The sequence below is a fragment of the Streptomyces sp. H39-S7 genome (assembly GCF_027158205.1).
Classification (GTDB): Bacteria; Actinomycetota; Actinomycetes; order Streptomycetales; family Streptomycetaceae; genus Actinacidiphila.
In genome coordinates, this window is record NZ_JAPVLU010000064.1 from 1 (window position 1) to 25587 (window position 25587).

General features: G+C 71.1%; 28 protein-coding genes. 19 read left to right on the top strand and 9 right to left on the bottom strand.

Annotated elements, in window-relative coordinates; translation table 11 throughout:
• The first annotated feature begins 4 nt into the window (after positions 1-4).
• Positions 5-904, top strand: a complete 900-nt coding sequence (gene rsmI / locus O3X23_RS38280; protein WP_269278198.1) for a 16S rRNA (cytidine(1402)-2'-O)-methyltransferase — start codon at positions 5-7, stop codon at positions 902-904.
• Between the two features lie 39 nt (positions 905-943).
• On the opposite strand, the gene O3X23_RS38285 is transcribed toward rsmI, so the two are convergent.
• The gene (locus O3X23_RS38285) at positions 944-1708 is read right to left on the bottom strand and encodes a glucose 1-dehydrogenase (RefSeq protein WP_269278117.1); all 765 of its coding nucleotides are present in this window, start codon (positions 1706-1708) and stop codon (positions 944-946) included.
• Positions 1705-2457, bottom strand: coding sequence for a TetR/AcrR family transcriptional regulator (locus tag O3X23_RS38290; protein ID WP_269278120.1), 753 nt, complete (start codon positions 2455-2457; stop codon positions 1705-1707). The genes O3X23_RS38285 and O3X23_RS38290 overlap by 4 nt, the downstream gene beginning before the upstream one ends.
• Before the next feature lie 217 nt (positions 2458-2674).
• On the opposite strand from O3X23_RS38290, the gene O3X23_RS38295 reads away from it, so the two are divergent.
• The 5 genes from O3X23_RS38295 to O3X23_RS38315 all read left to right on the top strand — a co-directional run bounded on the left by O3X23_RS38295 (position 2675) and on the right by O3X23_RS38315 (position 7522).
• Complete coding sequence (locus O3X23_RS38295; RefSeq protein ID WP_269278123.1) at positions 2675-3025, top strand: hypothetical protein; 351 nt, start codon at positions 2675-2677, stop codon at positions 3023-3025.
• Between the two features lie 19 nt (positions 3026-3044).
• Complete coding sequence (locus O3X23_RS38300; RefSeq protein ID WP_269278126.1) at positions 3045-3923, top strand: TatD family hydrolase; 879 nt, start codon at positions 3045-3047, stop codon at positions 3921-3923.
• Positions 3924-4084: 161 nt separating this feature from the next.
• Entirely contained in the window at positions 4085-5545 is a 1461-nt protein-coding gene (locus O3X23_RS38305) for a ubiquitin-like domain-containing protein (RefSeq protein WP_443048106.1), read from the top strand.
• Positions 5546-5672: 127 nt separating this feature from the next.
• On the top strand, positions 5673-6563 hold the full coding sequence (gene rsmA / locus O3X23_RS38310) for a 16S rRNA (adenine(1518)-N(6)/adenine(1519)-N(6))-dimethyltransferase RsmA (protein WP_269278130.1): 891 nt from the start codon (positions 5673-5675) through the stop codon (positions 6561-6563).
• A complete protein-coding gene (locus O3X23_RS38315) occupies positions 6560-7522 on the top strand; it encodes a 4-(cytidine 5'-diphospho)-2-C-methyl-D-erythritol kinase (protein ID WP_443048107.1) in 963 nt (320 codons plus the stop codon). Before rsmA ends, O3X23_RS38315 begins: the two co-directional genes overlap by 4 nt.
• 117 nt (positions 7523-7639) lie before the next feature.
• On the opposite strand, the gene O3X23_RS38320 is transcribed toward O3X23_RS38315, so the two are convergent.
• Positions 7640-7873 (bottom strand): hypothetical protein, encoded by a 234-nt coding sequence (locus tag O3X23_RS38320; protein ID WP_269278133.1) that lies wholly within the window; start codon positions 7871-7873, stop codon positions 7640-7642.
• A complete protein-coding gene (locus O3X23_RS38325) occupies positions 7873-8322 on the bottom strand; it encodes an ATP-binding protein (protein ID WP_269278136.1) in 450 nt (149 codons plus the stop codon). The genes O3X23_RS38320 and O3X23_RS38325 overlap by 1 nt, the downstream gene beginning before the upstream one ends.
• Positions 8323-8517: 195 nt before the next feature.
• Here O3X23_RS38325 and O3X23_RS38330 point away from each other — a divergent pair, with 195 nt between their 5' ends.
• From O3X23_RS38330 to O3X23_RS38375, 10 genes are all read left to right on the top strand, one after another.
• Positions 8518-9369: a helix-turn-helix domain-containing protein gene (locus O3X23_RS38330; RefSeq protein WP_269278139.1), complete on the top strand. Its 852-nt coding sequence runs from the start codon at positions 8518-8520 to the stop codon at positions 9367-9369.
• Between the two features lie 12 nt (positions 9370-9381).
• On the top strand, positions 9382-9582 hold the full coding sequence (locus O3X23_RS38335; protein ID WP_269278142.1) for a DUF397 domain-containing protein: 201 nt from the start codon (positions 9382-9384) through the stop codon (positions 9580-9582).
• 47 nt (positions 9583-9629) lie between these two features.
• The gene (locus O3X23_RS38340) at positions 9630-10388 is read left to right on the top strand and encodes a DUF4328 domain-containing protein (RefSeq protein WP_269278145.1); all 759 of its coding nucleotides are present in this window, start codon (positions 9630-9632) and stop codon (positions 10386-10388) included.
• 84 nt (positions 10389-10472) lie between these two features.
• Positions 10473-12278, top strand: coding sequence for an ABC-F family ATP-binding cassette domain-containing protein (locus tag O3X23_RS38345; protein ID WP_269278148.1), 1806 nt, complete (start codon positions 10473-10475; stop codon positions 12276-12278).
• A 159-nt stretch (positions 12279-12437) separates the two neighbouring features.
• A complete protein-coding gene (locus tag O3X23_RS38350; RefSeq protein WP_269278151.1) occupies positions 12438-14195 on the top strand; it encodes a hypothetical protein in 1758 nt (585 codons plus the stop codon).
• Positions 14196-14523: 328 nt separating this feature from the next.
• Positions 14524-15210 carry a response regulator transcription factor gene (locus O3X23_RS38355; RefSeq protein WP_269278154.1) on the top strand — a complete coding sequence of 229 codons (687 nt, stop codon included), beginning with the start codon at positions 14524-14526 and terminating at the stop codon, positions 15208-15210.
• Between the two features lie 244 nt (positions 15211-15454).
• Entirely contained in the window at positions 15455-16498 is a 1044-nt protein-coding gene (gene galT / locus O3X23_RS38360) for a galactose-1-phosphate uridylyltransferase (RefSeq protein ID WP_269278156.1), read from the top strand.
• Between the two features lie 8 nt (positions 16499-16506).
• The gene (gene galE, locus O3X23_RS38365; RefSeq protein ID WP_269278207.1) at positions 16507-17493 is read left to right on the top strand and encodes a UDP-glucose 4-epimerase GalE; all 987 of its coding nucleotides are present in this window, start codon (positions 16507-16509) and stop codon (positions 17491-17493) included.
• Complete coding sequence (gene galK / locus O3X23_RS38370) at positions 17448-18632, top strand: galactokinase (protein ID WP_443048108.1); 1185 nt, start codon at positions 17448-17450, stop codon at positions 18630-18632. Before galE ends, galK begins: the two co-directional genes overlap by 46 nt.
• Positions 18633-19020: 388 nt before the next feature.
• A complete protein-coding gene (locus tag O3X23_RS38375; protein ID WP_269278162.1) occupies positions 19021-19860 on the top strand; it encodes a response regulator transcription factor in 840 nt (279 codons plus the stop codon).
• Here the strand turns inward: O3X23_RS38375 and O3X23_RS38380 are convergent.
• Entirely contained in the window at positions 19819-20316 is a 498-nt protein-coding gene (locus tag O3X23_RS38380; protein WP_269278164.1) for a MarR family winged helix-turn-helix transcriptional regulator, read from the bottom strand. The genes O3X23_RS38375 and O3X23_RS38380 overlap by 42 nt on opposite strands.
• Positions 20317-20427: 111 nt before the next feature.
• Between O3X23_RS38380 and O3X23_RS38385 the strand changes: the two genes are divergently transcribed.
• The 3 genes from O3X23_RS38385 to O3X23_RS38395 all read left to right on the top strand — a co-directional run bounded on the left by O3X23_RS38385 (position 20428) and on the right by O3X23_RS38395 (position 22313).
• The gene (locus O3X23_RS38385; protein ID WP_269278166.1) at positions 20428-21252 is read left to right on the top strand and encodes a trans-aconitate 2-methyltransferase; all 825 of its coding nucleotides are present in this window, start codon (positions 20428-20430) and stop codon (positions 21250-21252) included.
• Positions 21249-21614: a VOC family protein gene (locus O3X23_RS38390; protein ID WP_269278168.1), complete on the top strand. Its 366-nt coding sequence runs from the start codon at positions 21249-21251 to the stop codon at positions 21612-21614. The genes O3X23_RS38385 and O3X23_RS38390 overlap by 4 nt, the downstream gene beginning before the upstream one ends.
• Positions 21615-21728: 114 nt before the next feature.
• Entirely contained in the window at positions 21729-22313 is a 585-nt protein-coding gene (locus O3X23_RS38395; protein WP_269278210.1) for a Uma2 family endonuclease, read from the top strand.
• A gap of 90 nt (positions 22314-22403) precedes the next feature.
• Here the strand turns inward: O3X23_RS38395 and O3X23_RS38400 are convergent, their stop codons facing one another.
• The 4 genes from O3X23_RS38400 to O3X23_RS38415 all read right to left on the bottom strand — a co-directional run bounded on the left by O3X23_RS38400 (position 22404) and on the right by O3X23_RS38415 (position 25434).
• Positions 22404-22922, bottom strand: a complete 519-nt coding sequence (locus tag O3X23_RS38400) for a hypothetical protein (RefSeq protein ID WP_269278170.1) — start codon at positions 22920-22922, stop codon at positions 22404-22406.
• A 38-nt stretch (positions 22923-22960) separates the two neighbouring features.
• A complete protein-coding gene (gene pth / locus O3X23_RS38405) occupies positions 22961-23545 on the bottom strand; it encodes an aminoacyl-tRNA hydrolase (protein ID WP_269278172.1) in 585 nt (194 codons plus the stop codon).
• Between the two features lie 100 nt (positions 23546-23645).
• Positions 23646-24236 (bottom strand): 50S ribosomal protein L25/general stress protein Ctc, encoded by a 591-nt coding sequence (locus O3X23_RS38410; RefSeq protein WP_269278174.1) that lies wholly within the window; start codon positions 24234-24236, stop codon positions 23646-23648.
• A gap of 217 nt (positions 24237-24453) precedes the next feature.
• The gene (locus O3X23_RS38415) at positions 24454-25434 is read right to left on the bottom strand and encodes a ribose-phosphate diphosphokinase (protein ID WP_269278177.1); all 981 of its coding nucleotides are present in this window, start codon (positions 25432-25434) and stop codon (positions 24454-24456) included.
• Positions 25435-25587: the final 153 nt, after the last annotated feature.

A 25587-nucleotide genomic window follows, 5' to 3' on the forward strand; every position in this document is an offset into this window, starting at 1 on the left:
GTCCGTGACTAGCTCAGCGGCAGGCGTCGGCGTACTGGTTCTGGCGGGGACCCCCATCGGCGACATCCAGGACGCGCCACCGCGCCTCGCCGCCGAACTGACCGCGGCGGAGGTGATCGCCGCGGAGGACACCCGGCGGCTGCGCCGCCTGACGCAGGGCCTCGGCGTGCACACGACCGGCAAGGTCGTCTCGTACTTCGAGGGCAACGAGACCGCCCGCACCCCCGAGCTGGTCGAGGCGCTGGAGAACGGCGCCCGCGTGCTGCTCGTCACCGACGCGGGCATGCCGTCCGTCTCCGACCCCGGCTACCGGCTGGTGGCGGCGGCCGTGGAGAAGGGCATCAGGGTCACGGCGGTGCCGGGGCCCTCGGCCGTGCTGACGGCGCTGGCGCTCTCCGGGCTGCCCGTCGACCGGTTCTGCTTCGAGGGCTTCCTGCCGCGCAAGGCGGGCGAGCGGCTGGCGCGGCTGCGCGAGGTGGCGGACGACCGCCGCACGCTGGTGTACTTCGAGGCGCCGCACCGGATCGACGACACGCTGGCCGCGATGGCGGAGGTGTTCGGCGCCGACCGCCGCGCGGCGGTGTGCCGTGAGCTGACGAAGACGTACGAGGAGATCAAGCGCGGCCCGCTGAAGGAGCTGGCGGCCTGGGCGGCGGAGGGTGTGCGCGGCGAGATCACCGTCGTCGTGGAGGGCGCCCCGGAGCGCGGGCCGTCGGATCTGGGGCCGGCCGAACTCGTGCGGCGCGTGATGGTGCGCGAGGAGGCGGGGGAGCGCCGCAAGGAGGCGATCGTGGCCGTGGCGGCCGAGCTCGGCCTGCCGAAGCGCGATGTCTTCGACGCGGTGGTGGCGGCGAAGAACGCCGTCAAGGCCGCGGGAACACCCGGGGCCGGCGCGGGGGCCTGACCGGAAGGACCCCCGCACGCCCCACGCGCCTGGTGCCGCCTACTGGCCCATGACGAACTTGACCGTCGGACCGGCCGTCCAGCCGCCGTCCACGGCCAGCTCGGAGCCCGTCACGTACGAGGCGGAGTCCGAGAGCAGGAACGTGACGGCGCCCGCGATCTCGTCGGGCTCGCCGACCCGGCCCATCGGGGTGTTCGGGAAGTTGCCCTCGCCCCGCTGGATGCCGACCGACGCCGTCATGGCCGTGTACGTCATTCCGGGATGGACGGAGTTCACGCGGATGCGGGCGGTGCCCAGCTCCACCGCGGCGATCTTGGTGAGGCCGCGGACGCCCCACTTGGACGCGCCGTAGCCCGCGGTGAGGGCGAGGCCGACGAGGCCGGCGGCCGAGGAGATGTTGACGATCGAGCCCGCGCCGCGCTCCTTCATGGCCGGGATGACCGTCTTCATGCCGATGAAGACGCCGGTGAGGTTGGTGTCGAGGACCTTGCGGAAGTAGTCGACGGACGCGTCCTCGATGAACTTCCCCTCGGCTATCCCGGCGTTGTTGACGAGGCCGTCGATGCCGCCGAACTCGGCGACCGCGAACTCCGCGACCGCCGCCCAGTCCTCCTCGGAGGTGACGTCGTGGCGCAGGAAGCGGGCCCGGTCGCCGAGCGCGTCGGCGGTGGCCCGGCCCTCCTCGTCGAGCACGTCGGTCAGTACGACCCTGGCGCCTGCCGCGACCGCCTGCCGGGCGGTCTCGGCCCCCAGGCCGCGGGCCGCGCCGGTGATGATGACGGTCTTGTCGGTCAGGTCGTTCATTGCTGGCTCCCTGGTGAGTGCGGGTCGGGGTCGGGGTCTTGGTCCAAGGCGGCGTCGGTCCCGGCGTCGCTCCTGGTCCCGGTTCCGGCGCCTGTCCCGGCCCCGGCGTCCGTCCCGGGTGCCGGCGCGCGCAGCATCGCCGTCGTCATGCCGACGAGGTCGGCGAGGAAGAGCGGCTCGTCGGTGAGCGGCCGCGTGCCGTCGAGGTACTGGCGGGCCCGGTCGCCCAGGGCCGCGCCGATCAGGGTGAGCGCGAGGTCGAGGCGTTCCAGGCGTACGGGCTCGGGCAGCCGGCCGAGGCAAGCCTCGATGCGGCAGATGAGCCGCCAGTAGCCGGTGCCGTCCAGCGTCGGGTGCGGGGTGCGGGTGCGCACGCCGCTCTCGTGGCTGAGCTGTGCGGAGATCAGCAGGCAGTGCCGCCCGCCCACGGTGGCGAGCTCGGTCGCCTCGGCGGCGACGAGGAGGGCGAGCAGTTCGCGCAGGTCCGGTCGTCCCGGCTCCGCGCGGGCGAGCAGCTCGGCGAGGCGCGGGGCGAGCTCCGCCTCCGTCCGGACCTGGCGCTCGGCCATGACGGCTTCGAGCAGGCCCTGCCGTGATCCGAAGTGGTACTGCACGGCGGAGGGGTTGGACTGGCCCGCGAGCCGGGTGATGTCGCGGGTCAACGCACCGTCGACGCCTTTGACGGCGAAGAGCTCCGCAGCGGCGCGGAGCAGTCTGCGCCGGGTCTCGGGGCCGGATGATCTCGCCATGGCGCGCATCTTAATGCAGGGCATTAATAAGTGTCGTGACGTGTGTCACGCGCCTAAACTCGGACGAGGGCAAAGGAAAGTCGCGCACTACCCACTTACAGCCCAAAAGTGCCCCAAGAGTCGTATACCCCTGCTGCGGGATCGGCCGGGAAGGCGTTCGCTGGTGAGTGGGAAGACCCGCTCCGGACGCCTCGTCCGGAGGGCAACAGGAGCTGCCATGAGCGAGATCGTCGGATCCGACACCACCGTCTCCGAGGCCTACGCCTTCGCCTGCCTCAGCTGCGGCCACGGCTGGGAGCAGTCGTACGACATCGAGCACCACGTCGACGCGCAAGGCCAGGCCTTCGTCACCTACATCGCCGCGGGCGAGAAGGTGCCGTCCCCGCTCACCCGCCCGACCTGCCTGAACTGCGGCGGGCACAAGGTGCGGATCATGCGATCGGGCCAGGTCTCCGACGTGCTGTCGCTGTGGAACACCCCGGCCGGCGAACGTGCGGTGCACCGCACCCACCACTGGTCCCTGCTCCACCGGCTGCACCGCAAGCAGGCAGACGTCGACAGCGCCTGACGTCCTTAAGATCGGGGGCATGTCCCCGAAGAACGAGAAGTCCGCGGCCCCGCCGGCGCCCGAGCCGCTGCGGGTCCCGGTCGCCGACTCCCACACCCACCTCGACATGCAGGAAGGGACGGTCGAGGAAGCTCTGGCCAAGGCCGCCTCCGTCGGGGTCACCACCCTCATCCAGGTCGGCTGCGACCTGAAGGGATCGCAGTGGGCGGCCGACACCGCCGCCCAGCACCCGGCCGTGTGGGCCACCGTCGCCCTGCACCCCAACGAGGCCCCCCGGATCGTCCACGGCGATCCGGACGGCTGGTCCCGCCAGGGCGCCCGCACCCCCGGCGGCGACAAGGCCCTCGCGGACGCCCTCGACCGGATCGCCGCGCTCGCCGCGCTGCCCCAGGTCCGTGGCGTCGGCGAGACCGGCCTCGACTACTTCCGTACCGGCCCGGAGGGCGTCGAGGCCCAGCAGCTCTCCTTCCGCCGCCACATCGACATCGCCAAGGGTGTCGGCAAGGCGCTCGTCATCCACGACCGCGAGGCGCACGACGACGTGCTGCGCATCCTCGACGAGGAGGGCGCCCCCGACACCGTCGTCTTCCACTGCTACTCGGGCGACGCCGCCATGGCCCGGACCTGCGCCGACAAGGGCTACTACATGTCCTTCGCCGGCAACGTCACCTACAAGTCCGCCCAGGACCTGCGTGACGCGGTCGCCGTGGCCCCGCTCGACCTCCTGCTGGTCGAGACGGACGCGCCCTTCCTCACTCCGGTGCCGTACCGCGGTCGGCCCAACGCGCCGTACCTCATTCCGGTCACGCTGCGGGCGATGGCCGCGGCGAAGCAGCTCCCGGAGGACGAGCTGGCGGCGGCCATCGGGGCGAACACGGCGCGGGCCTTCGGCTACTGACGGCACCCGCGTCCTGTGCCGGGCGACCTGCGCCGCACCTGTCGCCCGGTCCGCCCCGGCACACGTGTTCGCAACACAGAGTGCCCGAATGAGTTTGGAGAGTGACGGAACCTCGGTTAAGGTCCCGGTCCGGATCGGTGACCGTCGGACCTGGAGTCGTCGTGAGCAATGCGCAGGGCACCCATCGAGCGACACGCGATGCGGCGGGCGCCGGAGCGGGGGGTCCGGCGGGCGCGGAGAGGGCCCGGCTGCCGGAGCAGGCCGACTGGGACGCCGTACCGAACTCGTCGTGGGCCGACGAAGCGGCGGCCACCGGCTGCCTGCCGCTGATCCCGGAGCAGGATGCGATGCCCGCGCCGGCCCCTGCTCCGGTCGGTGCGAGGACGCCGACACCTGCTCCGGTCGGCGCGAGGATGGCGGCACGCCGGGCCGCGAGGGCCGGCAAGGGCGGGAGGGGTGGCCGACGCCCGGAGACGGCGTTTCCCGCGCTCGGGGGAGGATCCCGGCCCGACCTCCGGCCCCACTTCCGGCCCGAATCCCTGCGCAAGCTGCTGCCGCAGGCACTGGTCGTCGCGTTCCTCGCGGGCGGGACCGTCGCCTTCCTCGCCGGTGACAAGGACGTACGGCTCACCGTCGACGGCGAACCGCGCACCCTCCACACCTTCGCCGATGACGTCGGAGAGGTGCTCGCGCAGCAGGGCGTCACCGTGGGCGAGCACGACCTCGTCGCGCCCGGCCCGCAGGCCGAGCTGCACGACGGCGACCAGGTCGAGGTCCGCTACGGCCGTCCCGTCACGCTCACCCTCGACGGCCAACAGCGCCGGGTGTGGACCACCGCCGCCACCGTCGACGAGGCCCTGCGCGAGCTCGGCGTCCGCGCCGAGGGCGCGCACCTGTCCGCCTCGCGCCGCTCGACCATCGGACGGCACGGGCTCGATCTCGTCGTGCGCACCGAGCGGACCGTCACGCTGCTCGCCGACGGCCGCGAGCGGACGGTACGCACCAACGCCGCCACCGTCCGCGAGCTCGTCGCCCGGTCCGGCATCGTCCTGCGGAACCAGGACACGACCTCCGTCGACCCCGACAGCTTCCCCCGCGAGGGCCAGACCATCTCGGTGCTGCGCATCTACGGCTCCGAGGAGGTGCGCGAGGAGCCGGTGGGATTCCGCACGGAGAAGCACAAGGACGCCAAGCTGTTCCAGGGCACCGAGGCCGTCGACACCAAGGGGAAGCCGGGCGTCCGCCGTGTCAGGTACGCGTTCCGGACGGTCAACGGGGTGCAGCAGAAAGCGAAGATCGTACGCTCCGAGATCGTCAGGGAGCCCGTCACGCAGGTCGTCCGCGTCGGCACCAAGCCGCTGCCGACCTCGGTCGCCGGAACCGACGGTCTGAACTGGCGCGGTCTCGCGCACTGCGAGGCGGGCGGGCGTCCGCACGCGGTCGACCCGTCCGGCACCTACGGCGGCCTCTACCAGTTCGACACCCGGACCTGGCACAGCCTCGGCGGCCGCGGCCGCCCGCAGGACGCCTCCGCCGGTGAACAGACCTTCCGCGCCAAACGGCTCTACATCCAGCGCGGCTCCAGCCCGTGGCCGGTCTGCGGCCGCAAGCTCGGCGGCTGAGGCGGCTGAGGCGGCTGAGGTCGCTGAGGTGGCTGAAGCGACTGGGGCGGCTGCGGAACCACGATCGCCCGGGTCGGGGGCCCGGGGCCCGGCTTGAGGGCGCCCCCAGGGCCCGTACGCTGAGTACGTGAGCACCACTGAGCCCGACGCCCTCCTCGGTCCCGCCGACATCCGCGAACTGGCCGCCGCACTGGGCGTACGCCCCACGAAGCAGCGGGGCCAGAACTTCGTCATCGACGCGAACACGGTGCGGCGCATCGTGCGGACGGCCGGTGTGCTGCCGGACGACACCGTCCTGGAGGTCGGTCCCGGCCTCGGATCGCTGACGCTGGCGCTGCTGGAAGCGGCGGACCGCGTCACGGCGATCGAGATCGACGACGTGCTCGCCGGCGCGCTCACCCCCACCATCGTCGCCCGGATGCCCGCCCGCGCCGACCGCTTCGCGCTGGTGCACAACGACGCGATGCAGGTCACGGAGTTGCCGGGACCGCCGCCGACCGCGCTGGTGGCGAACCTGCCGTACAACGTGGCGGTACCGGTGCTGCTGCACATGCTCGCGACGTTCCCGACGATCGAACGCACCCTCGTCATGGTCCAGGCCGAGGTCGCCGACCGGCTGGCCGCCAAGCCCGGCAACAAGGTCTACGGCGTGCCCTCGGTGAAGGCGAACTGGTACGCGGACGTCAAGCGCGCCGGCTCCATCGGCCGCAACGTGTTCTGGCCGGCGCCCAACGTCGACTCCGGGCTGGTCGCCCTGGTGCGCCACGAGCCGCCGACGACCACGGCCACCCGGCGCGAGGTCTTCGCCGTCGTCGACGCGGCCTTCGCCCAGCGCCGCAAGACGCTGCGGGCCGCGCTCGCCGGCTGGGCCGGCTCGGCCCCCGCCGCGGAGGCCGCGCTCGTCGCGGCCGGCATCTCGCCGCAGGCGCGCGGCGAGGCGCTGACGGTCGAGGAGTTCGCGGCCATCGCCGAGCACAAGCCGGCCGTGGCGGCCGGGGTGGCGGAGGGCTCGGAGTGAGCCTGCCCGCTTCGAACCTGACCGCTGCAAGCCTGCCCGCTTCCGTGACCGTCCGGATCCCGGCGAAGGTCAACGCGCAGCTCGCCGTCGGCGGACTGCGCCCCGACGGCTTCCACGACCTGGCGAACGTGTTCCTCGCCGTCGGCCTGTACGACGAGGTCACCGTCACCCCCGCCGACAGCCTGCGGATCACGGCGTCCGGCCCGGACGCCGCCGAGATCCCCCTGGACGGCACGAACCTGGCCGCCCGCGCCGCCGCCGCGCTCGCCGCACGGCACGGCATCGAGCCCGACGTCCACATCCACATCGCCAAGGACATTCCCGTCGCGGGCGGCATGGCGGGCGGCAGCGCGGACGGCGCGGGCGCGCTGCTCGCCTGCGACGCGCTGTGGGGGCTGCACAGCCCGCAGCACGAACTCCTCGACATCTGCGCCGAGCTGGGCAGCGACGTGCCGTTCAACCTGATCGGCGGAGCCGCGCTCGGACGCGGCCGGGGCGAGATCCTCACCCCGCTCGACGTGCGGGGACCGTTCCACTGGGTCTTCGCCGTCGCGGACGGCGGCCTGTCGACCCCGGCCGTCTACCGCGAGTGCGACCGGCTGCGCGAAGCGTCCGGCTCGGGCGCCACCACGGCCGACATCCCCGACCCGGAACCGGCACCGGCGCTGCTCGAAGCCCTCGCCTCCGGCGACCCCGCCGCGCTGGCCGCCGCCCTGAGCAACGACCTGCAGTCGGCCGCGTTGTCCCTGCGGCCGTCCCTCGCCGACACCCTCCGAGCGGGTGTTGAGGCGGGCGCCCTGGCGGCCCTGGTCTCCGGCTCGGGCCCGACGTGCGCCTTCCTGGCGGGGACCGCCGAAGAAGCCGCGAAGATCGCCGAGGCGGTCCTGGCTTCCGGCACGTGCCGCACGACGCGCGCCACGACGGCCCCGGCGCCGGGAGCGACGATCCTGCGGGCTTGAGGGTGGCAGGGGTTCGGGCGGTGTGGAGTGAAAGCGTCCATCAAGGACGCTTTTGGTACACAGTCCGGGTGAGTGCCGGCCGCCGCGAGTCCGAGCCGGAGCAACTCCCCGGCGGCGTCAGGTATCACCCGTGTCCCCGTGGCCTCGCGAGTCGTCGAGGTGGCGCCGCAGGGCGATGAATACCCGCCAGCGGTGCAGGAAGGTTCGCAGCGGCGCGGCGCTGCCTGTCCGTTCCGCCTCCTGCCGCGCGGCGCTCAGCTCCCGGTCGAACCGTTCGGCCGCGGCCAGGTCCAGTCCGCTGACGGTCACCCGCAGGGCCGCCTCGACGAGGGGATCGCCGGGTTCCGGCATCAGGCGGCCAACTCGAACCACAGCAACTTTCCGCACATTCCGAACACTTCCTCGCCGAGCGCGTACCCGCCCCACCGATCCGCACATTCGCGCACGAGCAGCAGCCCGCGCCCCCGCTCGGCGCACTCGGGCGGGCCGGGCGGATGGAGCGCGCCACGGAACGGCGCCGGAATCGTCGGGTTGGAGTCCCACACCCCCACCCGTACGTGCTTCGTGCGCGGATTGCTCAGCCGGATCCACGACGGCCCGTCCGAGTACCGCAGCGCGTTGGTCACCAACTCGCTTGCCAGTAGCTCCGCTACATCGCTGACCTGCGGCATCCCGTAGGTGTGGAGCACCGTCCGCGTCATCGCCCGCGCGATGCGGACGGCTCTGCCGTCATGCGGTAGCGCGAGCGTGTACGTCCAGAAGTCGTCTGAACACGGAGTGTTCGCCGCTACGTTGTCCATGCGGATCTCCTTCGGAGAGGGCGTCGCTCGGTGGCGTTGTCGCTGTGCAAGCGGTGCACTTTCGGTGACGCAGAGTGTCTGCCTCATACGGTAGACGTTATGGCGAAAAGATTTCAGCGCTTCGGGCAGAATCATTGAAGGCGTAACGCGTACGAGTGATGCCCGCCCGCGGATCGAGAGCGAGGAGCACGACACGTGCCGATGAGGAGCAACCCCACCGCACGACAACTGCGTCTCGGCGCGGAGCTGCGGAAACTTCGTGAGCGCGCGGGGCTTTCGTCGGCTGAGGCCGCGCGCTTGCTCGGCGTCAACTCCGCGCAGATCAGCAACATCGAAGCAGCCCGCTTCGGTCCGAGCGCGGAGCGCGTGCGCACGCTGGCCAGGAACTACGACTGCTCCGACCCGGATCTCGTCGACGCGCTCGTGGCCATGACAGGAGAGCGCAAGCGCGGTTGGTGGGAGGAGTACCGCGACACGCTGCCCGCCGGATTGCTGGACCTGGCCGAGCTGGAACACCACACGACGGGCATGCGGGTCGCCGTGGTGATCCACATTCCCGGGCTCCTGCAGACGCTGGATCACGCCCGAGCGACCTTCCAGGAGACTGTTCCGCCCCTACTGCCGCATGAGGTGGAGCACAGGCTCTCCTACCGGCTGAAACGCCAAGGCATCCTCTACGGCGATGGCCGGACGCAATACGCGGCTGTCGTCCATGAGGCTGCGCTGCGGATGGGGGTCGGTGGGCCGGATGTCTCGCGAAGGCAGCTCGCGCACCTCGTCGAGATGAGCGAGCACGAGAACGTCACCATCACCGTGATCCCCTTCGGGGTTGAGGCCTACGTCTCCTCAGGCCAGCCGATCACCTACGTCTTGGGCCCGGTCCCGAAACTCGACACCGTGGAGCTGGATACTCCGCATGGTTGCGAGTTCCTGGACGCGGAGGCGCAGCTGGAGAAATATCGCGTGGTGCTCGACCGCATGAACAGTGGGGCTCTCACCCCGGAGAAGTCACGGGACCTGATCCACCACCTCGCCCACAGCGCCTGAAAGGCGGCAGACGTGTCAGCACAGTCATGGCGGAAGTCCTCCTACAGCGACGAGGGCGCAAACTGCCTCCACATATCCCGCACCCCCGACGGAACCGTCCGTCTCCGTGAATCCGACGATCCCGATGTGATCGTCCACACCACCCCCGCCGCGCTCCGCGCCCTGCTCCACGGCGTCAAGTCGGGCGAGTTCGACCACCTCGCGGGTGCTTGACCAATCCGCCGGTGCCCGGAGGGGCGGGTGCTTCTAGGATCACCGGCATGTCACTGCCGTCGGCCACGCCGCCCCATCCGATAGCCGCGCCCCCTCCGCTGCGGCCGAAGCCGGTGGGTGGGGTGGCCACGGCGGCCATGGCGCTGCTCGGTGCCGCCGGGATCACCGGGCTGATAGGGGCGCTTGCGCAGCTGCGGTACCGCAGTGCCGTCGGAGATGTGTACGCGGAGGCCGGAGACAACTCCGAGCTGGCCCTGTCACGTCTCGTGGACGCCGATTCCGATCTCTACGAGATCGCGTACGTGCTGTCCCTCGTCGTGGGCCTCGCCACGGTGGTGGTCTTCCTCATGTGGTTCCGCCGCCTCCGGGCCAACGCGGAGTTCCTGGCCCCGGGCGGGCACCGGCGGGCTCCGGGCCGGGCGGTGAGTGCGTGGTTCTTCCCTGTGAGCAATCTCTGGGAGCCGAAGCAGATCACCGATGACGTCATCAAGGCGCTCGGTCCCGCGCCGCCCCGGCTCCGTGGAGTGGTCAATGCCTGGTGGGCGAGCTGGGTCGGCTACCTCACGCTCAGCGTGGTGACGTCGGTCTACGCCTCCGTGGGGCCGGACGAAAGCGACTTCACCACGTATGAGGTGACGGAGGTCGCAGGCAGGCTGGATGTCAAGGGTTTCACCGACGCGCTGCGGACCTTCGCTGCATGCGACATCGTCGTGTCCCTGCTGAGTGTCGTCGCCGCCGGCCTCGCCATTCGCGCCGTCCATGAGCTGTCCCGTGCACAGGACACCCGTCTCGGCTTCGGGCACTGAGCCGCCCGTCCGCAGCGGGTCGGGGGCGGTCAGCGGTGGCGACTACCCTGGAAGTCGATCGTTCCGCACCAGCATGGAGTAAAAGTGGCCGTCAACCTCGTCAACGTCGAGGCCGTAGGAAAGGTCTACGGCACCCGGGCGCTGCTCGACGGTGTTTCCCTCGGTGTTTCGGAGGGCGACCGTATCGGGGTCGTCGGCCGCAATGGTGACGGGAAGACGACCCTGATCCGGATGCTCGCGCAGCTGGAGGAGCCGGACACCGGGCGCGTCACGCACGTGGGCGGGCTGCGGCTCGGGGTGCTGACGCAGCACGACAGCCTGGATCCGACCGCGACCGTGCGGCACGAGGTGGTCGGGGACAAGGCGGACCACGAGTGGCTCGGGGACGCGAAGATCCGCGACGTGCTGACCGGGCTGTTCGGCGGGCTGGACCTGCCGGGGTTCCCGCAGGGGCTGGACACGGTGATCGGGCCGCTGTCCGGTGGTGAGCGGCGCAGGATCGCGCTGGCGAAGCTGCTGATCGACGAGCAGGACCTGGTCGTGCTCGACGAGCCGACCAACCACCTCGACGTCGAGGGCATCGCCTGGCTGGCGGGCCACCTGCAGACCCGGCGCTCCGCGCTGGTCTGCGTCACTCACGACCGGTGGTTCCTGGACCAGGTCTGCACCCGGATGTGGGACGTGCAGCGCGGTGACGTGCACGAGTACGAGGGCGGCTACAGCGACTACGTCTTCGCGCGGGCCGAGCGCGACCGGCGGGCGGCCACCGAGGAGGGCAAGCGGCAGAACCTGATGCGCAAGGAGCTGGCCTGGCTGCGCCGCGGCGCCCCCGCGCGGACGAGCAAGCCGCGCTACCGCATCGAGGCCGCGAACGAGCTGATCGCGGACGTGCCGCCGCCGCGTGACAGCGCCGAGCTGATGAAGTTCGCCAACTCGCGGCTCGGGAAGACCGTCTTCGAGCTGGAGGACGTGACGATCCAGGGCGGCGACAAGATGCTGCTCAAGCACCTGACGTGGCAGCTCGGTCCCGGCGACCGCATCGGTCTGGTCGGGGTGAACGGCGCGGGCAAGACGTCGCTGCTGCGGGCGCTGGCGCAGGCCGCGTACTCGCACGGTGACGACCAGCCGCCGGCCGGGAAGATCGTCGTCGGCAGGACGGTGAAGCTCGCGTACCTGTCGCAGGAGGTCAGCGAGGTCGACCCGACGTGGCGGGTGCTCCAGGCCGTGGAGAGCGTGCGCCAGCGCGTGGACCTCGGCAAGGGCAAGGAGATGACGGCGGGCCAGCTCTGCGAGCAGTTCGGCTTCTCGAAGGAGAAGCAGTGGACGCCGGTCGGTGACCTGTCGGGTGGTGAGCGGCGCCGGCTGCAGATCCTGCGGCTGCTGATGGACGAGCCGAACGTGCTGTTCCTCGACGAGCCGACCAACGACCTGGACATCGAGACGCTGACGCAGCTGGAGGACGTCCTCGACGGATGGCCCGGTTCGATGGTGGTCATCAGCCACGACCGGTTCTTCCTGGAGCGCACGACCGACAACGTCTGGGCGCTGCTCGGCGACTCGACGCTGCGGATGCTGCCGCGCGGGGTCGACGAGTACCTGGAGCGCCGTCGCCGTATCGCGGCGGACGCGGCGCCCGCGCCGGTCGCGGCGAAGGGCAAGGCGGGGGGTGCCGCCGGCTCGCGGGACGAGCGGGCGGCGAAGAAGGAGCTGCAGAAGGTCGAGCGGAGGCTCGACCGCATCGGTCAGGAAGAGACCAAGGTGCACGCGCAGATCGCGGACAACTCGACCGACTTCGACCTCGTCGCCAAGCTGGACACGCAGTTGCGCTCGCTGCGCGACGAGCGCGACGAGCTGGAGATGCGTTGGCTGGAACTGGCCGACGACGAGTAGCGCTTCCTGACGCCGGGGCGTGCGCGCCCCGGCGTGTGGGGCTTGTAGCGGGCGCGTAACGGTCGTGGTCCGAGGCGTGGGGCTGCGGGGACGCAGTGATAGAAAGAGAACTCCCGCTTACCTGACCTTTACTGGTATGGCCTGAATGAGGACCTGCTGATGACGCAGCCGCCCCCGCCGCCCGGCAACCCGCCCAACCTCGGGAAGCCCGAGGGTGCTGGGCCTCCGCCTCCCCAGCAGCCGCAGAACCCCTACCCGCCGACGGCCCTGAGCCCGCAGGCGTCCCAGCCGCCGCAGCACCAGCCGCCGCAGGGCCCGCCGCAGGGTCCGCCGCCCGGCCAGCCGCCGCAGTACGGCTATCCGCAGACCCCGCCTCCGGGCCAGGTTCCGGACAACCCGTACGCGCAGCCGGTGCCGCCGGGGCAGAACCCGTACGCGCAGCCGGCTCCGCAGCAGCCCCAGTACGGCTACCCGCAGGGTCCGCCGCCCGGCCAGTCGCCGCAGTACGGCTACCCGCAGGGCCCGCCGCCGCAGACCGTGTACACGCAGCCGGGCGGCGGTCAGGGCGGCGGCAACAGCAAGCTCGTCGTGATCATCGCCGCGGTCGTCGTCGCGGTGCTGGTCATCGGTGGCGGTGTGTGGTTCGCGACGAAGGACGACGACGGCGGGAAGAAGCCGATCGCGGACCAGTCCTCGACGGGCACCGCCGATACCAACGACAAGCCGCAGGGCGTTATCAACGCCAAGATCGGCTGGAGCAAGGACACGACCCGGCCGCCCACCGACGAGATCCAGGCCAAGGTGCCGAACGTCTGGTTCAGCGGTGACACCGTCGTCAAGACGATGACCGACTCCGTGAAGGGGTTCGCGCTCAAGGGCGGCGCGGAGAAGTGGTCGATCCCGATCACGGGCGAGTCCTGCCCGGCGTCGGACACCGCCTCCGAGAACCGGATCGCGATCCAGTTCGGCGCCAAGTGCGAGATGTTGATGGCCGTCGACATCTCCAAGGGCACGAAGCTCTGGGAGGTGCCGCTGCCCATCGCGGCCGGCTCCTCGTCCAGCACGTTCATGTACTCGACGGTCGCGGTGAGCGGTGACATCGCGGCGGTGGCCTGGCTGCACGGCTACGCCGGGTACAAGCTCAGCACCCACGCGCAGGTCTGGGCGCCCGTGCCGTCCTCGAACTGCCAGGACAAGAGCTACACGGGCGGCAAGCAGCTGGTCGTCGAGGTGAAGTGCGGCAGGGAGGTCTTCGTCCGGGGCGTCGACACCACCACGTACAAGACCACCTGGTCCTGGCAGGTGTCGGCGGGCACCGAGCTCTCCGCCATCGTGTCCACCGATCCGGTGGTCGTCGGCATCGGCGCGACCAACAGCCTGATGTCCGACCTGATGTACCTGGAGAACGGCAAGCTCGTCGGCCACACCTCACTGGGCAACGGCGGATACCAGGGCAACTACGGGATCCACTGCCGGATCCCCGGTGAGGGGGCCTGCTTCAACTTCGCCATCGACGGCACGACGCTGTACACCCCGACGAAGACGCACAAGGACACGACCGGCTCCTACGGTCAGACCAACGAGATCGCAGCCATCGACCTGAGGACCGGCAAGCCCCTGTGGACCGTCAAGCCGGACGTCGCCGGCGAGGCACGGGTCATCACCATGGTGGACGGCAAGGTCATGGTGTATCAGAAGTCGGGGTACGAGAAGCCCGGCGGGCTCTACGCGATGGACCCGAAGACGCAGAAGAACACGCCGTACATGAAGTTCGGCTCCGACACCGAGAAGGCCGAACGGGACTTCTCGGACCTGTACAGCTACCAGTCGCTGTACAACGGCCACTTCATCGTCTCCGCCGTCAACATCTCCGCGCGGACCTCCTCGTCGGCCACGGTGATCACGGACATCAGCTGAACCACCGGTAGCTTCCAAACCCCCAGTACCGCACCGACGGGCCCACAACGAGACACCTGTCCCGTTGTGGGCCCGTTCTGTGCACGATGAGTCGCTCCGGTTGTGAACCGGCCATCAATGACGGGTATTTCGGAATTGAGGGGTGCTTCTTACCGGTAAGGGGCGCGCCGCGTCGAACAAACGTGTAGCTTCCGGGGCTAGACCCGGGCCCGCCGAGGGGTCACCGTCGGGACACCGGGCGGGCCGTGCGCTACGTACATGTGGGGGCAGGACGTGGAGCCGCCGGGACCGGTCCCGATCGGTCCTCAGGGGGATAGGGGAACGCGACATGGGCGTACGTCTTGTCGTCATCGACGACCACCGGCTGCTGGCGGAGGCACTCGCCTCGGCACTGAAACTCCGTGGCCACCGGGTACTCGCCGCCGCTTCGCCGGCTGCGGGGGCGGCGGACCTCGTACTGAGCAGATCGCCGGAGGTGTGCCTGATCGGCACGTCGTCCCCGGCCGACCCGGGAGTTTTCGAGACCGTCTCGCGGGTCAAGCGCGAGCGGCCGGCGGTGGCCGTGGTCGTGCTCGGGCCGGTGCCGAGCCCGCGCGGGATCGCGGCGGCTTTCGCGGCCGGCGCCTCGGGATATGTGCGGCAGGACGAGCGCATCGAGGGCGTCGAGCGGGCCATGGTGAAGGCCAGGGCCGGTGAGGTCGCGGTCTCCCCGCAACTGCTGCAGAGCGCGTTCGCGGAATTGCTGAACCCGGTGGAGGAGCCCGACGACGAGGGCAGCCGGCTGCTGCAGATGCTCACACCGCGCGAGATCGAGGTGCTGATGCGGGTCGCCGAGGGCGAGGACACCCGGCTGATCGCCGCCGGGATGAGCATCGCCCCCAGCACCGCGCGCACCCATGTGCAGCGGGTGCTCATGAAGCTCGGCGTCGGCTCCCGGCTGGAGGCCGCGGCGCTCGCGGCCCGTACCGGGCTGCTGGACCGGGTCGCGGCCGGGAGCCTGTCCTCCGGAGGCTGACCGGGCGGGCGCCGCCCACGGCCGCCCTCGCCCCTGCGCCGGACCTCCCCCACGCCCCTGATCGCCGGGCCCTGACGGCCCCTGAATCCGATGCCCCCGCGCCGTGCGCGGGGGCATCGTCATGCCGCCGTGCCCCCGCTTCCCGGCGATCTCACCGCGTCCTGGCCGACGCATTGACGGCACTGTTGTTTTGTGGTTCATTGTGCGCGGTTCTGTTGAGTAAGTTTGATGAGGGGCCCCCGGAGTGAAGAAGACGACGACTCGCCTGGCGGACGGCCGCGAGCTGCTCTACTACGACTCCCGCGACGACGCGGTGCGCGACGCCGTGGACCGGCGCCCGCTGGACGCGGTCGCCACGTCCTCGGAGCTCCGCCGCGATCCGCTGCTGGGCGACACCGTCGCCGTCGCCTCCCACCGGCAGGGCCGCATCTACCACCCGCCGGCCGACGAGTGCCCGCTCTGCCCGTCGCGCGACGGCCGGCTCAGCGAGATCCCGGCGGCCGAATACGACGTCGCCGTCTTCGAGAACCGCTTCCCCTCCCTCGCGGGCGACTCGGGCCGCTGCGAGGTGGTCTGCTTCACCTCCGACCACGACGCCTCGTTCGCCGACCTCACCCCCGAGCAGGCCGGGCTGGTGCTCGACGCCTGGACCGACCGCACGGCCGAGCTGTCCCAGCTCCCCGGCGTCGAGCAGGTCTTCTGCTTCGAGAACCGCGGCAAGGAGATCGGCGTCACCCTCGGCCACCCGCACGGCCAGATCTACGCCTATCCGTTCACCACCCCGCGCACCGAGCTGATGCTGCGCTCGCTGGCCGAGCACCGGGAGCGCACCGGCGGCAACCTCTTCGACGACGTACTCGCCGACGAGCGCGCCGACGGCCGCCGCGTCGTACTGGCCACCGGGCACTGGACGGCGTTCGTGCCGTACGCGGCGCACTGGCCCTACGAGGTGCACCTCTACCCGAACCGCCGGGTGCCGGACCTGCTGGGGCTCGACGAGGACGCGCGCACAGAGTTCCCACATGTCTATCTGGAACTCTTGAAGCGCTTCGACCGGATCTTCGGGGAGGGCGAACCGCGCACGCCGTACATCGCGGGCTGGCACCAGGCGCCCTTCGGGGCGGCCGACCGGGGCGATTTCGCGCTGCACCTCGAGCTTTTCACCGTCCGCCGCACTTCCGGCAAGCTGAAATTCCTCGCGGGTTCCGAATCCGGCATGAGTGTGTTCATCAACGACGTGCCACCGGAAACCGCGGCACAGCGACTGCGAGAGGTAGCGAGCCAGTGAGCACCCCCATGAAGGTCCTGGTGACCGGCGGCGCCGGTTACGTCGGCAGCGTCGTCACGGCGCACCTGCTGGAAGCCGGCCACCGGGTCACCGTCCTCGACGACCTGTCGACGGGCTTCCGCGAGGGCGTGCCGGCCGGCGCCGCCTTCGTCGAGGGACGGATCCAGGACGCGGGGAAGGTGCTCGACTCCTCGTTCGACGCCGTGCTGCACTTCGCCGCCTCCTCGCAGGTCGGCGAGTCGGTCGCCGACCCGGGCAAGTACTGGCGCAACAACGTGGCGGGCTCCATGGAGCTGCTCGCCGCGATGCGCGAGTGCGGGGTCCGCCGGCTCGTCTTCTCCTCGACGGCCGCGACCTACGGCGAGCCGAAGTCCGTCCCGATCACCGAGGACGACGCGACCGCGCCGACCAATCCCTACGGCGCCACCAAGCTCGCCGTCGACCACATGATCACCGGCGAGGCGGCGGCGCACGGGCTGACCGCCGTCTCCCTGCGGTACTTCAACGTGGCCGGGGCGTACCGGTCGCTCTCCGGCGGCATGATCGGCGAGCGGCACGACCCCGAGTCGCACCTCATCCCGCTGGTCCTCCAGGTCGCGCAGGGCCGCCGCGAGGCGATCTCCGTCTACGGCGACGACTACCCGACCCCGGACGGGACCTGCGTCCGCGACTACATCCACGTCGCCGACCTCGCGCAGGCGCACCTGCTGGCGCTGACCGCGGGCGCCGAGGGCGAGCACCTCATCTGCAACCTCGGCAACGGTGAGGGCTTCTCCGTGCGCCAGGTCGTCGAGACCGTCCGGCAGGTCACCGGTCACCCGGTCCCCGAGGTCACCGTCGCGCGCCGCGGTGGCGATCCGGCCGTGCTGGTCGCGTCCGCCGACCGGGCCCGCCGGGTCCTCGGCTGGCGTCCGACCCGGCCGGATCTCGCCGAAATCGTCCAGGACGCATGGGCGTTCGCCCAGCGCGGGGAGAACCAGGAGACCGCCAAGTGACCGTGTTCGAGAAGGTGTTCGGCACCGCACCGGAGGGCGTGTGGGCCGCGCCCGGCCGCGTGAACCTGATCGGTGAGCACACCGACTACAACGACGGCTTCGTGATGCCGTTCGCGCTGCCGCACACCACCGTGGCCTCGGTCGCCCGCCGCGACGACGGCCTGCTGCGCGTGCACTCCGGCGACATGCCCGGCGGCATCGTCGAACTGCGGCTCGACGAGCTGACGCCCGGCAGGGACGACGGCTGGGCCTCGTACCCGGCGGGCGTGGTGTGGGCGCTGCGCGAGGCGGGCCACCGGCTCACCGGCGCGGACATCCACTACGAGAGCACGGTCCCCACCGGTGCCGGCCTGTCCTCGTCCGCCGCGCTGGAGGTCGTGACCGCCCTCGCCCTCAACGACCTGCACGGCCTCGGGGTGGAGCGGCCCGCGATGGCGCTGCTGTGCCAGCGCGCCGAGAACGTCTACGTCGGCGCTCCCACCGGGATCATGGACCAGACCGCGTCCGCCTGCTGCACCGCGGGACACGCCCTGTTCGTGGACACCCGCGACGGATCGCAGCGCCAGGTGCCGCTGGACCTGGCGGCGGAGGGGATGCGGCTGCTGGTCGTGGACACCCGCGTCAAGCACGCGCACAGCGACGGTTCGTACGCCGAGCGCCGGGCGGGATGCGAGGCCGGCGCCGCCGCCCTCGGGGTCCCCGCGCTGCGCGACATCCCCTTCGACGGCCTGGCCGCGGCCCTCGACCGGCTGCGCCAGGGCGGGCACGACGAGAGCATCCTCGGACTCGTCCGCCACATCGTCACCGAGAACCACCGCGTCGAGCAGGTCATCGAGCTGCTGGACGCCGGCCGCACCCGGGACATCGGGGCGGTACTGACGGCCGGTCATGTCTCGCTGCGCGACGACTTCCGGATCTCCTGCGCCGAGTTGGACCTCGTCGTCGACACCGCCAACGCCTCCGGCGCGCTGGGCGCGCGGATGACGGGCGGCGGGTTCGGCGGTTCGGCCATCGTCCTCGCGGAGAGCGACGCGGCGGAGAAGATCACCGAGGCGGTCGTCTCGGCCTTCGCGGCCGCGGGCCTCCAGGAGCCGCGGGTCTTCACGGCGGTCCCGTCGGCGGGCGCCCGCAAGGTCTGACCCGCCCTGTTCTCCGGCCGGCCGGCCGGTCGGACGTCCCCCTGCCGGGTCGTCCCAAACCCCGACCGGCCGGATTCCGCCACGGATTCGAAGCACCAACGTTCCCGCGCGCCCCATGGGTTGGCCGAATGCATCCACTGCTACCGGCCACTTCTGCCAATCGGGCGCTATCGGCGCCCCCGGCCCCTACGCTTCTGACACAGCGCCGGTGGGGGCCGGTGCGATCAGGGGGCGAGACGCAAGGATTCGGCACCCGGAACAGGCACCTCGGACGCGCTTCGACGGCGGTCGTGCGGGGCTGTGGTGGTACATCCTGTTTCCGGGCGCCGGATCCCATGCGATCGCAATCCCAACCGTGGGGGAGGGCAACATGCCGGGAGTGGGGCCCGTGGGACGCATTCGTGTTCTCGTCGTGGACGATCACCGCATCTTCGCAGAGTCGCTGGCGGCCGCACTCGCGGCGGAGCCGGACGTCGACGTGTCGGCGGCAGGCAGCGGCCCCGCCGCGCAGCGCTGTCTGGAGCGCGCGGTGGCCGACAACCGCAGGTACGACGTGCTGCTGGTGGACGCCGACCTCGGCGCGGTCCTCCGCGCGGGGAGCCCGGTGGGCGCGGGAGCGCTGACGGCGGTACCGCGGCTCGTGCCGGAGGCGCGCCAGGGCGACCATCCCGGCCCGCCGGTGGCCGCGGTCCCGGAGCAACTGGTCGACGGGATCGGCCTGGTGGAGCGGGTCCGCTCGGAGTATCCCTCGACGCGCACCGTGGTGCTGGCCGAGCGGGACGACGCGCGGCGCGCGGCCCGCGCGCTGCAGGCCGGGGCCTCCGGCTGGGTCGCCAAGGACTGTTCGCTGTCCCGGCTGCTGGCCGTGATGCGCGGTGTGCTGCGGGACGAGACGCATCTGCCGCCCGCGCTGCTCACCGGAGTGCTGCGGGAGCTGACCGCGGCCCGCCGGCACCGCACCGAGAGCGAGCGGCTGGTGGAGTCGCTGACGCCGCGCGAGCAGGAGGTGCTGCGCTGCATGGTGGCGGGGCTCGGCCGCAAGGCGGTCGCCGAGCGGCTGTTCCTGTCCCCGCACACCGTCCGCACCCATATGCAGAACGTGCTGGGGAAGCTGGGCGTGCACTCGACGCTGGCGGCGGTCGCGCTGGCGCGCCGGGCCGGTGTCGGACCGGTGGAACTGGTCCCGTCAGCCGGGGATGTTGTCGAACGGAGCGGTCAGCTGTCGTAGCAGCGCCGCGAGGTCGCCGCGCTGGCGGTCCGTCAGTTCACCGAGGATGGACCGCTCCTGGGCGAGCAGCCCGGCCAGCGCCTGGTCGGCGCGCTCGCGGCCCTCGGGGGTGAGCCGGACGAGCACTCCCCGCCGGTCCGAAGGGTCCGGCAGCCGCTCCACCAGGCCCTTCTGAGCGAGCCTGTCGATCCGGTTGGTCATCGTGCCGGACGTGACGAGGGTCTGCGTCAGCAGTTGCCCGGGGGAGAGCTGGTACGGGTCGCCGGTGCGGCGCAGCGAGGTGAGCACGTCGAACTCCCACGGCTCCAGGCTGTGCTCGGAGAAGGCCAGCCGCCGGGCCCGGTCCAGGTGGCGTGCGAGCCTGCTGACGCGGCTGAGCACCTCGAGCGGTTCCACGTCGAGGTCGGGGCGCTCTCGGCGCCATGCAGCGACCAGCCGGTCGACCTCGTCCTCCATGACGATCAGTGTAGTGGTTCTGTCGATATGAAGTCTCTTGACGTCAAGATAAAATATGGGGCACGGTAGGGGACGTCAGCAGACCGTCGGATCCGCCAGGGAGGCAGAAACGTGCCGTCAGCAGCACCCGCCTGGGACCCCCAGCAGTACCTGCACCACACCGACCACCGCACCCGCCCCTTCCACGAGCTGCTCGCCCGGGTGCCCGCCCTCCCGGGGCCGGCACCGCGCATCGCGGACATCGGCTGCGGTCCCGGCAACGTCACCACGCAGCTCGGTCACCGCTGGCCGGCCGCCCGCGTCACCGGCTTCGACAACTCGCCCGAGATGCTGGAAGCGGCCCGCGCCTACGCGGGTCCGACCCCCGGCGGGGGACACCTGGACTTCCGGGCCGCCGACGCCGCGCACTGGGCGCCGGAGGAGACCTACGACCTCATCATCGCCAATGCCGCCCTGCAATGGGTCGAGGGCCACGCCGACCGCTTCCCCGACTGGCTGGGCCACCTGGCCCCCGGCGGAACCCTCGCGTTCCAGGTCCCCGGCAACTACAGCGCCCCCAGCCACATCCTCCTCGCCGAACTCTGCGCGGCCCCGAAATGGCGGGCCCGGCTGGGCGACAGCGCCGACCGCCGCGTCCTGACCCTCGAACCGGATGAGTACTTCCAGCACCTGACCTGCCTCGGCTGCGAGACCGACGTCTGGGAGACCACGTACCTGCACCACCTCCAGGGTCCCGACCCGGTGCTCGAATGGACGAAGGGCACCGCGCTGCGCCCCGTGCTGACCGCCCTCGGGGACGACCGCGCCGCCCGCGAGGAGTTCCTCGCCGAGTACGCCGCACTGCTGCGCACGGCGTATCCGGCCGGTCCGCACGGCACGGTCTTCCCGTTCCGCCGGATCTTCGTGGTCGCGCGCAAGGAGGCGGTGTTCGCGTGATCAGCGCCCTCGACCACGTACAGCTCGCGGCGCCGCCCGGCAGCGAGGAGGCGCTGCGCGCCTTCTACGGGGACGTGCTCGGCATGACCGAACTCCCCAAGCCGCCGGTGCTCGCCGCCCGCGGCGGCTGCTGGTTCGGCTCCGGGGCGGCGCGGATCCACCTCGGTGTCGACGAGGATTTCCGCCCGGCCGGGAAGGCGCATCCGGGCATCAGGGTCGACGGCATCACCGCGTACGCCCGGCGGCTGGAGGAGCGCGGCGCGAGCGTCACGTGGGACGACAACCTCCCGGGCCACCGGCGCTTCTACTGCGACGACCCGTTCGGCAACCGCCTGGAGTTCCTGGAACCGGACCCGGCGTGAGGGCCGCCGGACCTGTCAGCGCGCGGACCGGCATCACGCGTCCGGGTGATGTGACCGACGGTGCCGCCCGCTACGGTGAAGGCAGACTGCAGAATCCCGTCCATGGGAGGAACCATGACCGCCGAGTCCGTGCACCACTGGCCGGTGCCGCCGCAGGACGGCTACACCGTGGACGATCTGCTGACGCTGCAGGACCTCCCGCCGCACACGGAGCTGATCGACGGGAGCCTGGTGTTCGTGAGTCCGCAGCGATACTTCCACAGTGTGGTGATCGATCTGCTGGTGAGCGGCTTGCGCCGTACCGTTCCGAAGCATCTGAAGGCGGTCCGCGAGATGACCGTCATCCTGAACCGGCGCGACGGCCCGGAGCCCGATGTTTCCGTCGTACGCGCCGAGGCGGTCACCAGCCGCCTCCAGACCCGCTTCGACGCGGCCGATGTCCTTCTCGCCGTCGAAGTCGTGTCCCCGGACTCCGAGGCACGCGACCGCGAGACCAAGCCGCGGAAGTACGCCGCGGCGGGCATCGAGAATTTCTGGCTGGTCGAGATGGCAGGGCAGGACGCTCACCCGGTGGTCCACGTCTACGAACTCGACAAGGTCACCAAGGCATACGCCCTCACCGGAATCCACCACGACCTGCTCAAGACCGGTGTCCCGTACGACATCGACATCGACCTGGCCGCTGTCGACGAGTTCTAGGTCGTGTCTGACAAATAGCGGCGTCCGCCCGGCAGGGGCTGGGGGCACCTCCCGGCGCGGTAGCCGGGTGCGGGTCCGGGGCGACGTGGCCTACAGCAGGGCGAAGGCGGCGACCATCAGGGCCGCGCCCGCCAGGCCGGCCGTCCAGGCGCTGCGGGGCATCCGCAGGCCCCCCGCGAGCACCAGGGCGGCCAGCAGGAAGGCGCCGCCGAGCGGGACCCAGGCGTACAGCACTCCGGCCCAGCCGGTGCGGACGACGGTGTCGGTGCCGGGCTTCACGGCGACCTTGAGCTTCTCGCCGGTGCGGTGGGTGACGGAACGGGTGACGGTGACCTTGGACCGCGCGGTGGCGGCTCCCGCGGGGGCGAAGGGGCCGGTGCAGGTCTTGTCGCCGCACGCGGACACCGTCATGGTGCCGCGCTCGCGGCCCTTGGAGAGCATCACGTGCTGCGCGGTGCCCCAGGACACCCACACGCCCGAGGCGAGCAGCAGGGCGACCACCGCCGACAGGATCACGGCCTTGCCGACGAGCAGCACACCCCAGGCACTCTCCGCCGCGCGGCGGCCCCGGCTCCGTTTGACCATGCGGGCGATCTTTGGCCATGACATGCCGTGGAGTCAACCGCTGTGGTGCACAGCGGGCACCGTCAGCTGTTGTACGTGCCCTGGGCCCGCTCCAGGCCGTCGGAGATCAGCGACTCGACCGCGTCGGAGGAGCGGTCGACGAACCAGTCCAGCTCCTTGCGCTCGGCCGAGGAGAAGTCCTTCAGCACGAAGGCCGCCACGTCCATCCGGCCGGGCGGCCGTCCGATGCCGCAGCGCACCCGCAGGTAGTCGGGGCCCAGCGACTTGGTGATCGACTTCAGGCCGTTGTGGCCGTTGTCGCCGCCGCCCAGTTTCAGCCGCAGCGTCGGGTAGTCGATGTCCAGTTCGTCGTGGACGGCGATGATCTGCCCGGTGGGCACCTTGTAGAAGTCGCGCAGCCCCGTGACGGGCCCGCCGGAGAGGTTCATGAACGTCATCGGCTTGGCCAGCACGACCCGTTGGCCGGCGATCCTGCCCTCGACCACCTGGGCCCGGCTCTTGTGGGTCTTGAATCTGCCGCGGATCCGCTCCGCGAGCAGGTCGGCCACCATGAAGCCGATGTTGTGCCGGTTGCCGGCGTACTCGGGGCCGGGGTTGCCGAGCCCGGCCACCAGCCAGGGCCCCTCGGGGGCGGGTGAACTGCTCATGCTCATGCCGTCCATTCAAGTCCACTGACGTCGCAACCCGGACCGCCGCCCCCCTCCCGAGGGAGCGGGGCGGCGGTCCGGGACAGCGGAGGCGGGAGGATCAGGCCTCGGTGGTCTCGGCCGAAACGGCGGACTCGTCCGCCGGCTCCTCGGCCTGCGGGGCGACGATCTGGATGACGACGGTGTCGCCGTCGATCGTCAGCACGGTGCCCTCGGGCAGCGTGATGTCCTTCGCGAGGATGGCGGCGCCGGCCTCCAGGCCCTCGATGGAGACGGAGACGGAGGTCGGGATGTGGGTGGCCTCGGCCTCGACCGGAAGGGCGTTGAGGACGTGCTCCAGCAGGCCGCCGCCCGGGGCCAGCTCACCGGTGGTGTGCACGGCCACGTCGACGCTGACCTTCTCGCCGCGCTTCACGGTGAGCAGGTCGACGTGCTTGAGGAAGCCCTTGATGGCGTCGCGCTGGACGGCCTTGGGGAGCACGAAGGTGGTCTCACCCTCGACCTCGAGGCTGATCAGGACGTTCTTGGTGCGGAGCGCGAGCTGCAGCGCGTGACCCGGCAGGTTCACGTGCACCGGGGTGGCGCCGTGGCCGTAGACGACACCGGGAACCAGGTTGGCGCGGCGCGCACGACGGGCGGCACCCTTGCCGAATTCGGTACGGACCTCGGCGCTGAGCTTGACCTCGGACATGAGAATCACTCCTCGTAAAGAGACGACTGGCTGGGACACATGTCGCCCGGCCCACGACGGGGGCCGATCCACTTACGAGGAGCGCGCCGATAACGGAGACAGAAAAGCCTCCCTCGCCGAGCAAACTCCAGGAGTCTACCCGGCGGGGAGGCCTTGACGAAATCGATCAACCCGCAGTCGGGAACAGAGCCCGAACCGACCGCGGGTGATCAGTGGTTCAGTGCGAGGCGCCGTCGAAGAGGCTGGTGACCGAGCCGTCCTCGAAGACCTCGCGGATCGCGGACGCGAGCGTCGGGGCGATCGAGAGGACCGTGATCTTGTCCAGCTCCAGCTCACCCGGCGTCGGCAGGGTGTTGGTGAAGATGAACTCGCTCACCTGCGAGTTCTTCAGCCGGTCGGCGGCCGGGCCGGAGAGCACACCGTGCGTCGACGCCACGATGACGTCCTCGGCGCCGTTGGCGAACAGGGCGTCGGCGGCAGCGCAGATGGTGCCACCGGTGTCGATCATGTCGTCGACGAGCACGCAGATGCGGCCCTTGACCTCACCGACGACCTCGTGGACCGTCACCTGGTTCGCGATGTTGGGGTCGCGGCGCTTGTGGACGATGGCCAGCGGGGCACCGAGCCGGTCGCACCAGTTGTCGGCCACGCGGACGCGGCCGGCGTCCGGGGAGACGATGGTGAGCTTGGAGCGGTCGACCTTGGCGCCGACGTAATCGGCCAGTATCGGCAGCGAGATCAGGTGGTCCACCGGGCCGTCGAAGAAGCCCTGGATCTGCGAGGCGTGCAGGTCCACGGCGAGCAGCCGGTCGGCACCCGCGGTCTTGAACAGGTCGGCCATCAGCCGGGCCGAGATCGGCTCGCGGCCGCGGTGCTTCTTGTCCTGGCGGGCGTAGCCGTAGAACGGCAGGATCACGGTGATGCGCTTGGCGGAGGCCCGCTTCAGCGCGTCGATCATGATCAGCTGTTCCATGATCCACTTGTTGATCGGAGCGGTGTGGCTCTGGATCACGAACGCGTCGCTGCCGCGCGCGGACTCCTCGAAGCGGACGTAGATCTCGCCGTTCGCGAAGTCGAACGCCTTGGTCGGGACGAGGTCGACACCGAGCTGGTGGGCCACCTCCTCCGCGAGTTCCGGATGAGCGCGTCCGGAGAAGAGCATCAGCTTCTTCTCACCGGTCGTCTTGAGCCCGGTCACACCGTCTCCTTGTTTTACGGGTCTACGGGGGTTCGGGGGCAACCCCGGTAAGACTCAGTTAAGACTCAGTTCGCAGCTTCGTCCTGTGGACGTCGGCCTGCGGCATTCCGTGCATCTCTTACGGTACGCCCCGCCGGGCCGCGTCGTGACCCG